This is a genomic window from Polaromonas sp., from assembly GCF_029945685.1.
Classification (GTDB): Bacteria; Pseudomonadota; Gammaproteobacteria; order Burkholderiales; family Burkholderiaceae_C; genus Polaromonas.
In genome coordinates this window covers 254,280-265,430 of record NZ_JAQSDA010000007.1, presented here as the reverse complement: position 1 = coordinate 265,430, position 11,151 = coordinate 254,280, and the positions used below count along the sequence as shown (strand labels likewise).

Sequence of the window (11,151 nt, the reverse complement as noted above, 5' to 3'; positions counted from 1 at the left end):
CCTGGCCAGCAACTACAGCGTGACCCAGCCGACCAGCGTCACGGGAGACATCACCGCCAAAGCCCTGACCGTCACCGGCATGGCCGCGACGGCCAAGACCTATGACGGCAACACCACCGCAGCGCTGACTGGCGGCGCTCTGAGCGGTCTGGTCACTGGCGAAACCCTGAGCTTCAGTGGCCAAAGCGGGGCGTTCAACAACAAGAACGCGGGCAGCAACAAGGCCGTCACGGTAACCGGCTTGACCCTGGCCGACGGCAGCGGCCTGGCCAGCAACTACAGCGTGACCCAGCCGACCAGCGTCACGGGAGACATCACCCCGAAGGCGGTCACCGTCACCGGCATGACCGCAGCGTCCAAAACCTACGATGGCACAACGGCGTCCACCCTCAACGGCGGCGCCGTGTCGGGCACGGTACTGGGCGAGACGGTGGGCTTTTCGGGTCAGAGCGGGCAGTTCAACAACAAGAACGTTGGCAGCAACAAGGCCGTCACCGTCACTGGCCTGGCGCTTTCAAACGGGACGGGTCTTGCCAGCAACTACAGCGTGACACAGCCAGCGGGTCTGGCCGCGGACATCACGGCCAAGTCGCTGACTGCCGGTTACACGGCGCAAAACAAGGTCTTCGACAGCGGCACCAGCGCCACCGTGGCGGGCAGTTCGGCCGACATCATCAGCGGCGATGCCGTCAGCTTCAGCCAGACGGCCGCCTTCGCCACCGCTGCGGCGGGGACCGGCAAGACCGTCAGCATCAGCGGAATCGCGCTGGGCGGCACCGACGCAGGCAACTACGCCCTGCAGAACACCAGCGCCACCACCACTGCCAACATCACGGCCGCGCCGGCGGCTGCAGGCGCTACTGCGGCGTCCACAACGTCCAGCCCCGCTACCACGGCCGGGTTCGCGGCAACCCTGGTCAGCAGCACGCCTTTTACCACCGCCATTGCCAGCTTGAGCTCATCCACGAACAGCGGACAAACGGCGGAGGGCCAACAAGCCGCGCCGGCAAACGCAGGCGCTACCGACGATGATCGCCGTCGCCTGGCACAGGCCCTGGAGACCGCTCGCCAGGCTCCCGCTGGCGGCAGCGGTGCCACCCCCGGCACCATGACACCGCTGTTTGCCATCGACGGTCCCGGCATCCGCCTGCCCGGAGCTGCCCAGCGCGACGAATGAAACACTCCATGACTTTCTCCTCTGCCAAACGCTCCACGCACACTCGTCGTTACTGCTCTCTGTCTCTGGCCATCGCGGGCGTGCTCGGTGCCTGGGGCGCAACAGCGCCCGCCGCAGCGCAGACCCAACCCGACGCCGGACAGGTATTGCGCGAAAACCAGCCCCGGCCGGTGCTGTCCGCGCCGCCGGCGGCACCCGCGCTGCGCTTGGAGGAGCAGCCCGCAGGCGCCTCCAGCAGTAGCGCGCGGTTTGCCATCACCGAAGTCCGCGTGACCGGCGGCACGGCCTTCACCGCCGAGCAGTTGGCCGCCGTGGTGAGCGACCTGCCTGGGCCCGACAGAAGCCTGGCCGACCTGGAAGCGGGCGCACGGCGCATCAGCGCCTGGTACCGCGAGCGGGGGTATGCCGTGGCACGCGCCTTTGTGCCGGCGCAGGACATCCGCGGCGGCGTGGCAACCCTCAACGTGGTCGAAGGCACGCTGGGCAAAAAGACCCTCGACAACCAATCCGGCCTGCCTTCCGGGCAGGTGCAACCCATCGTGGACGCGCTGCCGTCCGGCCAGCCGGTGCGCACAGAAAACACCAACCGCGCGCTACTTCTGCTGGGCCAGCTCCCCGGCGCGGGCAAGGTGGACGGCCAGCTCCGGCCAGGCGACATCCTCGGCAGTTCAGACCTGCTGGTGACGGTGGCGCCTGGCAAGGCTGTGGAAGGCGGGGTGAGTCTGGACAATTTCGGCAACCGCTTCACTGGTGCCACCCGCCTGTCGGGCCAGCTGGCGCTGAACAACCCTTTCGGTTTGGCCGACCGGTTGAGCCTGCGCGGCACCACCAGCAACGAAGGCCTGTTGTCCGGCCGCGCGGCCTGGGACGCTGCGGTGGGCAGCAACGGCTTGCGGCTCGGCATGTCGGCCAGCGCATCGCGCTACGAGTTGGCGCGTGACTTTGCCGCACTGCAGGCCCACGGCACGGCCAATACCGGCGGTGTTTATGCGAGTTACCCGCTGCTACTGGCGACCGACGCCAGCGTGCGACTGGGAAGCAGCGTCGAAAAGCGCTGGATCCGTGACGATATCGACGTCATCGGCTCGTCAGTTCGCAAAAGCGCCAAGGCCTGGCTGGTGGACTTGTCAGGCGAGTTGCTGGATGGACTGGGCGGAGGCGGGCTGACCACCTGGCGCGTCAGCCCGACCTTGGGCGACCTGTCGATTGACAGCGCGGCGGCGTTGGCAGCGGATCAGACGTCGGCGCGTACCGCTGGCCGCTATGCCAAATGGACACTGAACCTGGCGCGCGAGCAGCGGCTGGCCTCCAGCCTCAGCCTGTATGGCTCGGTGACGACGCAACGCGCCAGCAAAAATCTGGACTCCTCTGAAAAGTTTGTGCTGGGCGGCGTATATGGCATTCGCGCCTACCCACAGGGAGAAGCAGCCGGCGACCAGGGATGGCTGGCCACCCTCGAATTGCGCCAGGCCTTGATGCCCGGCTGGCAGGGCTCCGTGTTCTACGACGCCGGGGGCGTGGATATCAACCGGAAACCCTTCATTGCCGGCAGCAACCAGCGCAGGCTTTCCGGCTATGGCATCGGTGTGTCAGCGGCATTTGATGCCTTCAGTGTCAGCGCCACCCTGGCCTGGCGCGGCGGCAGCGCGGCGCCCACGTCGGACCGCGACAAGTCGCCACGCCTGTGGCTGCAGGGAAACTGGCGCCTATAGCATCTGCGCGACTTCGTCCGTTTTCAGGAGTCAAATCAGGCGCTCGCTCTTTTATGACGGGCGCCACCGGCTCCTCTATTGATAGCAACGCGTGCCCTACAGCACGGTTTCGAGGTAGGTGTAGATGTAGTTGGAGCCGCCGTTGACATTGCCCAGCAGGCGCGAGGCGCCAAAGATCCCGGAGCGGTGCGACACGCCGAAGCCGAGATAGGTGTTCTTCAGTGCGCGTGAACCGATCAGGTCGCCCATGCTGAAGTCAATGCTGGGATCCAGGTAGTTGAGCAGGCGGGACGTCCCACGCCCGCGAATCGCCTGGCTGCTGGACTCGCTGTAGGGCACGCGCTGCGCCAGCGAAAGGCCGACGCCCAGACCGAGCCGGGTGTTGACCCGGTGGCTCCAGGGAAATCCGTTGTAGTAGGCCTTGATGAACGCGTCGAGCTGCAGGCCATTGGTGGCCAGCCCGCGGTCGTCGTGCTGCAGCACGCCGACGTAACCGACGATGTCCAGCGGCCAGCCATTGAACTGCTCGATCAGGGGTTTGCCGATCTGGACACCGGCGATGCGGGTGGAGTTGACGGTGGCCGTCTTGGCGCAGCGCAGGGTCACAATTTTCACCAGGTGGCAGCCGTCGGCGGTGGACTTGCCGTAAAGCACCTTGACATGGGTTGGCGAGCTTTCCTCGTCCCAGTTCTGCTGATGGACACCGAAGTCATAGGAGGCGCCAAAAAACACGGCGGTCTGCGCCCCCTTGCGGACAATCGGGCTGCTCTGAATCCTGCCGGACAGGTCGGTCCGGGAGATGCCGCCCATCAGGCGCCAGCCATCGCTCAGCGCATAGACGGCATCCAGTGCCAGCGTGGTGTTGATGCCGCTGCCAGGCAGGTAGGACGGTCGGCTGGCCGTGGCTTCGCCCGGACGCACACCGTAGTAATAGTTGTTGAGCCTGGCATCACGAGCCGCGACCGTCAGGCTGGGTCGCAGTGCCAGCCGGCCGGAGCGGAAGTCGTAGCTGTAGCCCAGGCGAAGTTCACTGCCCTTGGAGAAACCGGAGATGTCATGCAGGAATTCGGCCTTCAGGTTGCCCCAGGGCTGACGCTGCCGCCAGGACAGGCCGGCGTCCAGGCCTGCGTCGCGCTCGGCCATGCCCGCCAGGCTGGCCGGTCTGCGGTCGTCACTGAAGCCCTCAAAGCGCTGGTCGATAAAAAGATCCAGCCGCTGGGCGTCGTCCTTCAGAAGTTTCACCCCGATACGGCTGGTGTGCAGGAACAGCCGTTCACCTTCGTAGAGGTAGAGCGGCATCAGGTCGTAACGCACGCCGCCGCCGACATAGGGCGACTGTTCCGCACGCACCGCCATCCCCAATCCTGCGCTGCCGGGCGCGCCGGCAAGCAGCTCCCCGAGTTCGTCGCTGCCCGCATGCGCCGCCGGCGCCAGCAGGCAGCTGGCGGAAAGCAGCAGACCGCCCAGCGCGGACAGGCGTGCTGCAGCATTTTTTTTCAGGGCAAGTGGGGGGATCATCGCGGCTTTTCCTCAGTTGGCAGACCTTCATCCTAGCCAACAACCGACCCATGAAACAGCACCCCCGCCAAAACGGGGCCCGCACCTACAGAGGCGCAGCGTGCTGGTTGACAAAAACCGTTGCGTGAACGGTCCAGACGGGCAAGCGGGTCAGAACGGGATGTCGTCGTCCATGTCGTCAAAGCCACTGGCGGCCTTGGTCGGCGCAGGTGCAGGGGCGCGCGGGGCCGGCGCCGGTGCACGCGGCGCGGCCGCCGGCGGACGGGAATACGGGCGTTCGCCGCCATCGCCGTCACCTTCACCGCCGGGCGAACCCATGCCTTCGCGGCTGCCGAGCATCTGCATTTCGCTGGCGATGATGTCGGTGGCGTATTTTTCGACGCCGTCCTTGTCGGTGTACTTGCGGGTTTTCAGGCGCCCCTCGATGTAGACCGAGCGGCCCTTCTTGAGATATTCACCGACAATTTCCGCCTGGCGACCGAAGAAGCTGACCCGGTGCCATTCGGTCTCCTCGACCATCTCACCGGCCTTGTTCTTGTACTTGCTGCTGGTGGCCAGCGCGATGTTGGCCACGGCGTCGCCGCTGGGCAGGTAACGCACTTCGGGGTCGCGGCCCAGGTTGCCGACGAGAATGACTTTGTTGACTGATGCCATGGATGCCGCCTCTTGATGTGATGGAATCGGGAGAGTTCGAAAAGGCGCCCGAAAGCACCGGATACACGATTGTGCCGCATTCCGTGCGCCGCAATGGCTGCCTTGCGCAGCCACGCGGGCTCGTATCCCATGCCACAATGAATCGTCGTCATGAACCACCGCGAACCGAACTTTCTCGAAAACCTGCAGGCCGAATTGTCGAATGGGCGACTGTGGTTCGATCGCGGCGTTGTCCTGGTCTATGCGGCGGCGGCAGGCCTCTTCGTCGTTGCCTTCACTTTGCTGAGCGAACGGGCTTTCGGCCTGTTTGAGCAACTCCATGACTACAACCGTTGGCTCCTGTTGCTCTGGACGCCGGCGCTGACTGCGGCCATCGTCTGGCTCACACGACGCCATTTTCCCGGGGCCGGGGGCTCGGGCATCCCGCAGGTGATGGCGGCGCTGGACCCGGCCCTTCCCGCCCATGAACGGCGCCGCTTTGTGTCCCTGCGCCTGACGCTGGGAAAAATCGGCCTGTCATCGGCGGGTTTGCTGGCCGGCCTGTCGATAGGCCGGGAAGGTCCCTCGGTGCAAGTCGCTGCGGGTGTCATGCAACACGCGCGGCGCTGGCTGCGACCGGATTCCAGTATGAGCAACCATGCCTTGCTGGTGGCCGGCGGCGCCGCTGGCATCGCCGCGGCCTTCAATGCGCCACTTGCCGGGGTGGTGTTCGCCATCGAGGAGTTGTCGCGCAAGCTGGAGTCGCGCAACAGCGGCCTGATCATCACGGCCATCGTGCTGGCCGGCCTGATGGGGGTGTCGGCGTTTGGCAATGTGACGTATTTCGGCGTGATCCGTGTCCCGGTGCTGGGTTGGGCATCGCTCTTGCCGGGCCTGGCCGTGGCGCTGAGCTGCGGCGTGCTCGGCGGCCTGTTTGCGCGCCTGCTCGCGGCTTCATTGACCGGATCTCCCGAACGTTTCAACCTGTGGCGCAGCCGTTATCCGGTGCGCTTTGCCGCGGCCGGGGGCCTGGTGATTGCGGTGATCGGGCTGGTCAGCGACGGCGCCACCTTCGGCGCGGGTTCGCACGCCGTCAAACAGATGCTGGCCGGAGAAACGTCGGTGCCATCCCTGTTTGTGCTGCTCAAGTTTGTGGCCACGTGGCTGGCCGCCTGGTGCGGCGTTCCGGGGGGCATCTTTGCGCCCGCCCTGTCGATAGGTGCAGGCGTCGGCCACAACATTGCAGCATTGACCAGCCCAGACATCGCGGCGGCCCTGATCGCCATGGGCATGGCCGCTTTTCTGGCGGCGGTCACCCAGGCGCCGCTGACGGCATTCATCATCGTGATGGAGATGGTGGACGGCCGGGCCATGGTGCTCAGCCTGATGATGGCGGCCATGCTTGCGAGCCTGGTTTCGCGCATGATCAGCCGTCCGCTTTATGCCACGCTGGCCGACTACATGATCAGCCAGCTGCCACCTTCAGCACCTCCTGCGCCAGCCGAGCCACCTGAGCCAGCCCTCGCGCCGGACAGACCGACGGGGCACTGACGCGACTCAGGTTCAGGCCGGCACCACCGCCGCTTGTTTGCCTGGGGCATACATCGGCCAGGCAACCACCAGCCACAAGAGCATCAGGCCGCCGCAGGCCGCAAACAGCGTCTGTGGGCCCGCTGCCTTGGCCAGCCAGCCGCCGAGGGCACCGCCGGCAAAAAGGCCCAGCGACTGCAACATGTTGTAAACCCCCAAAGCCGCACCCCGCGAGCGGGCCGGCGCCAGACGTGAAACCAGGCTGGGTTGACTGGCTTCCAGGATGTTGAAGCCGCAGAAGAACAGGAACAGCAGAACGCCCAGGCTGACAAGCGTCGGCGTGCCCTGCAGGGCCGTTGCCATCAGGCCGAATTGCACCAGTGCAATCAGGCCCACTGCGCTCAGGAAAACAGCGCGCAGGTAGCCGCGCCTTTCGAGCGGAAACAGTGAAAACCCCATGACCAGAAAAGAACCCAGCACCGCCGGCAGGTAGATCTGCCAGTGGTTGTCCTTGTTCAGCCCGGCCTGCACCAGCAAGGCGGGGGTGGCAACCCACATGGCCAGTTGCACCGCGTGCAGCACAAATACGCCCAGATCGAGGCGCAGCAAGGCCGGGTGGCTCAAAACCTCGGCCAGGCTGCCGCGCGGCCGGTTCACGTGCTGCGCCGGCTCGGGCGGCACCCACCAGATCACCACCACGATGCCGGCCAGCGCCAGCGAACCGGTGAAGGCAAACAGTCCCCCCAGGCCGACCTGTGCGGCCAGCAGCGGCGCCAGCACCAGGGACAGCGCAAACATCAGGGCGATGCTGGCGCCGACCAGCGCCATGGCCTTGGTGCGCACCTCATCGCGTGTGGTGTCGGCCAGCAGCGCGGTGACGGCGGCCGAGACGGCGCCGGCGCCCTGCAACGACCGGCCAAAAATCAGCCAGGTCAGGTCGGGCGCCCAGGCGGCAACAAAACTGCCGAGCGCAAACACCAGCAGCCCGAACACGATGACCTTCTTGCGGCCCAGCCAGTCGGAGGCCATGCCAAAGGGAATCTGCAGCAGGCCCTGGGTCAGGCCATAGATGCCCATGGCCAGACCGACACGCGCCGGGTCGTCCCCGCCCGGGTAACGTGCTGCCTCCAGCGCAAACACGGGCAGCACCAGAAAGAGCCCGAGCATGCGCAGCGCAAAAATGGAGGCCAGCGACGCGCTGGCGCGCCGCTCAGTCGCGGTCATGGGAAAGGAAGGCAGGTCGGGGCGGGCTGGAGACACGGGGGATGGCTGGAAAATTTGGAGGGCGCAAAAAAGGCGGGCGGGTCGTTCGCGAAAACGCTGGGCCTATTGTCCTAGAAGTTGACTGCGCTTCTTTTGCCCTGGCGCAAGCACGAACCGCGCCCGCGCCGGTCGGCAGGAATGCCGCCCCACAAGCCGGGCAGGCCGAAAAAGGCACTTCAGTCTATGATGGAGGGTTTTGCGGCGCCCCTACACAGTGAACTCTCCCACCGACGGCCAATACCTCTCCCCCGCAGCTGCAGACGGCAGGCCGGTGGCCGAACCCGACCACAGCCGCTACCTGGCGCAGGCTTTGGCGGCGCAACGCATCAGCATTCGCGGCGCGCGCACGCACAACCTCAAGAACATCGACCTCGACATCCCGCGCAACCAGCTCGTGGTGATCACCGGACTGAGCGGTTCGGGCAAGTCCTCACTGGCTTTTGACACGCTGTACGCCGAGGGCCAGCGTCGTTATGTGGAAAGCCTGAGCACGTATGCGCGCCAGTTCCTGCAGCTGATGGACAAACCCGACGTGGACATGATCGAAGGCCTGTCGCCGGCGATTTCCATCGAGCAGAAGGCCACCTCGCACAACCCGCGCTCCACCGTGGGCACCGTCACCGAAATCCACGACTACCTGCGCCTGCTTTTTGCGCGCGCCGGCACGCCCTTTTGCCCCGATCATGATTTGCCGCTGCAGGCGCAAAGCGTCAGCGAGATGGTGGACCATGTGCTGGCCCTGCCCGAAGACACCAAACTGATGATCCTGGCGCCGGTGGCGCGTGAGCGCAAGGGCGAGTTCGTTGACGTCTTCGCCGAGATGCAGGCCCACGGGTATGTGCGTTTTCGCGTGGACGGCACGGCGTATGAATTTGACGAGTTGCCCAAGCTCAAGAAGGCCGAGAAACACAACATCGACGTGGTGATCGACCGCCTCAAGGTGCGCCCTGACATGCAGCAGCGCCTGGCCGAAAGTTTTGAAGCCGCGCTGCGTCTGGCCGACGGCAAGGCGCTGGCGATGGAAATGGATTCCGGCCAGGAGCATTTGTTCAGTGCGAAGTTTTCCTGCCCGGTCTGCAGCTACTCGCTCAGCGAGATGGAGCCGCGCCTGTTTTCCTTCAACTCGCCGGTGGGCGCCTGCCCGAGCTGCGACGGCTTGGGGCACTTGGAGTTTTTCGACCCGGCACGTGTGGTGGCCTTCCCCTCGCTGAGCCTGGCCAGCGGCGCCGTCAAGGGCTGGGACAGGCGCAATGCCTATTATTTTTCGATGCTCGAAAGTCTGGCCAAACACTACAGCTTCGACATCGACACGGCGTTTGAGAAGCTTCCCGATGCAGTGCAGCAGGTGGTGTTGCACGGCTCGGGCGAGGAAGAGATCAAGTTCAGCTACATCCTCGACTCGGGCGCCAACGCCGGCAAAAAACACACGAAAAAACACCCGTTCGAGGGCGTGATCACCAACTTCGAGCGGCGTTACCGCGAGACCGACTCGGCAGCCGTGCGCGAGGAGCTCGCGCGTTACCGCAGCCTGCAGCCCTGCCCCGACTGCCAGGGCACCCGCCTGCGCCGCGAAGCCCGCCATGTGTACCTGGTGGGCGCCAGCGGACGCAAGGCGATTTACGAGATCAGCAACATCACGCTGCGTGAAAGTTTCGACTACTTCGACACGCTGGTGATGGAAGGCGCCAAGGCCGAGATCGCCGGCAAGGTGGTGCGCGAGATCGGCCTGCGCCTGAAGTTCCTCAACGACGTGGGCCTGAACTACCTGAGCCTGGACCGCAGTGCCGAAACCCTGTCAGGCGGCGAGTCGCAGCGCATCCGTCTCGCCTCGCAAATCGGCTCGGGCCTGACCGGCGTGATGTATGTTCTCGACGAGCCCAGCATCGGCCTGCACCAGCGCGACAACGACCGACTGATCGGCACGCTCAAGCATCTGCGCGACATCGGCAACAGCGTGCTGGTGGTTGAACATGACGAGGACATGATCCGCGCGGCCGACCATGTGATCGACATGGGACCGGGCGCCGGCATCCACGGCGGGCGCGTGATGGCCCAGGGGACTTACGCGCAGGTGCTGGCCAACCCCGATTCGCTGACCGGCAAATACCTGTCGCAGGTCCTGAAGATCGAGGTCCCCAAGCGCCGCACACCGTGGCTGCCGACGGTGGTGAAAGCCCCTTACCGCGACCCGAAGAAGCCGTCGAAGTTTGCGCCCAGTGCAGCCGGCGTGAAACGGGCCGCGCGCGAAGCCGAACACCTGCTGACCCAGGGCGACCTGCAGGCCATCAAGGTCATCAAGGCCAGCGGCCACAACCTTCAAGGCGTCAGCGTCGATTTTCCGGTCGGCCTGCTGACCTGCGTGACCGGCGTATCAGGTTCGGGCAAATCGACACTCGTCAACGACACCTTGTATGCCGCTGTCGCACGTACGCTGTACCGCGCCCATGAGGAGCCGGCGCCGCACGAAAGCATCGAGGGCATCGAGCATTTCGACAAGGTCATCAACGTGGACCAGTCGCCGATCGGCCGCACGCCGCGCAGCAACCCGGCCACCTACACGGGCCTGTTCACGCCGATCCGCGAGCTGATGGCCGAAATGAACACTGCGCGCGAACGCGGCTACGGCGCCGGCCGCTTTTCCTTCAACGTGGCCGGCGGCCGCTGCGAAGCCTGCCAGGGCGACGGCGTGGTCAAGGTCGAGATGCACTTTCTGCCCGACGTCTACGTGCCTTGCGATGTCTGCAAGGGCATGCGTTACAACCGCGAAACCCTCGAGGTCCAGTACAAGGGCAAAAACATCGCGCAGATCCTGGACCTGACGGTGGAGGACGCCGCCGATTTCTTCAAGGCCGTGCCGGTGATTGCGCGCAAGCTGCACACCCTGCTCGACGTGGGTCTGAGTTACATCAAGCTCGGCCAGGCGGCGACCACGCTGTCGGGCGGCGAGGCGCAGCGCGTCAAGCTGGCACTCGAACTGTCCAAACGCGACACCGGCCGCACGCTCTACATCCTCGACGAGCCGACCACCGGCCTGCACTTTGCCGACATCGACTTGCTGCTCAAGGTGCTGCACCAGCTGCGCGACGCGGGCAACACCATCGTCGTGATTGAACACAACCTCGACGTCATCAAGACCGCCGACTGGCTGATCGACATGGGCCCCGAAGGCGGCGCCGGTGGCGGCACCGTGGTGGGCGTGGGCACACCCGAGGACATCGCCGCCAACCCGGCCAGCCACACCGGGCGTTACCTGAAGCGACTTTTGTAAAGAAACTGGCTGAAGCCCTTATTGGACGGGCGCAAACAGCTATTATTTTT

At 65.3% G+C, this 11,151-nt stretch carries 7 protein-coding genes; 4 read left to right on the top strand and 3 right to left on the bottom strand.

Features of this window, described 5'->3' with window-relative positions; all coding sequences use genetic code 11:
- A partial coding sequence (locus PSV26_RS05265; protein ID WP_300568563.1) for a YDG domain-containing protein occupies positions 1-1,177 on the top strand: 1,177 nt, incomplete at its 5' end.
- An 8-nt stretch (positions 1,178-1,185) separates the two neighbouring features.
- Positions 1,186-2,889: a ShlB/FhaC/HecB family hemolysin secretion/activation protein gene (locus tag PSV26_RS05260; protein ID WP_300568561.1), complete on the top strand. Its 1,704-nt coding sequence runs from the start codon at positions 1,186-1,188 to the stop codon at positions 2,887-2,889.
- A 96-nt stretch (positions 2,890-2,985) separates the two neighbouring features.
- On the opposite strand, the gene PSV26_RS05255 is transcribed toward PSV26_RS05260, so the two are convergent.
- Together PSV26_RS05255 and ssb are read right to left on the bottom strand one after the other, a co-directional pair.
- Positions 2,986-4,407: a MipA/OmpV family protein gene (locus PSV26_RS05255; protein WP_300568559.1), complete on the bottom strand. Its 1,422-nt coding sequence runs from the start codon at positions 4,405-4,407 to the stop codon at positions 2,986-2,988.
- Positions 4,408-4,557: 150 nt separating this feature from the next.
- Positions 4,558-5,061 carry a single-stranded DNA-binding protein gene (gene ssb, locus PSV26_RS05250; RefSeq protein ID WP_300568557.1) on the bottom strand — a complete coding sequence of 168 codons (504 nt, stop codon included), beginning with the start codon at positions 5,059-5,061 and terminating at the stop codon, positions 4,558-4,560.
- A gap of 150 nt (positions 5,062-5,211) precedes the next feature.
- Between ssb and PSV26_RS05245 the strand changes: the two genes are divergently transcribed.
- Positions 5,212-6,591: a chloride channel protein gene (locus PSV26_RS05245; protein ID WP_300568554.1), complete on the top strand. Its 1,380-nt coding sequence runs from the start codon at positions 5,212-5,214 to the stop codon at positions 6,589-6,591.
- A 12-nt stretch (positions 6,592-6,603) separates the two neighbouring features.
- On the opposite strand, the gene PSV26_RS05240 is transcribed toward PSV26_RS05245, so the two are convergent.
- On the bottom strand, positions 6,604-7,794 hold the full coding sequence (locus tag PSV26_RS05240; RefSeq protein ID WP_300568524.1) for an MFS transporter: 1,191 nt from the start codon (positions 7,792-7,794) through the stop codon (positions 6,604-6,606).
- A gap of 310 nt (positions 7,795-8,104) precedes the next feature.
- Here PSV26_RS05240 and uvrA point away from each other — a divergent pair, with 310 nt between their 5' ends.
- Complete coding sequence (gene uvrA / locus PSV26_RS05235; protein WP_300568637.1) at positions 8,105-11,101, top strand: excinuclease ABC subunit UvrA; 2,997 nt, start codon at positions 8,105-8,107, stop codon at positions 11,099-11,101.
- Positions 11,102-11,151: the final 50 nt, after the last annotated feature.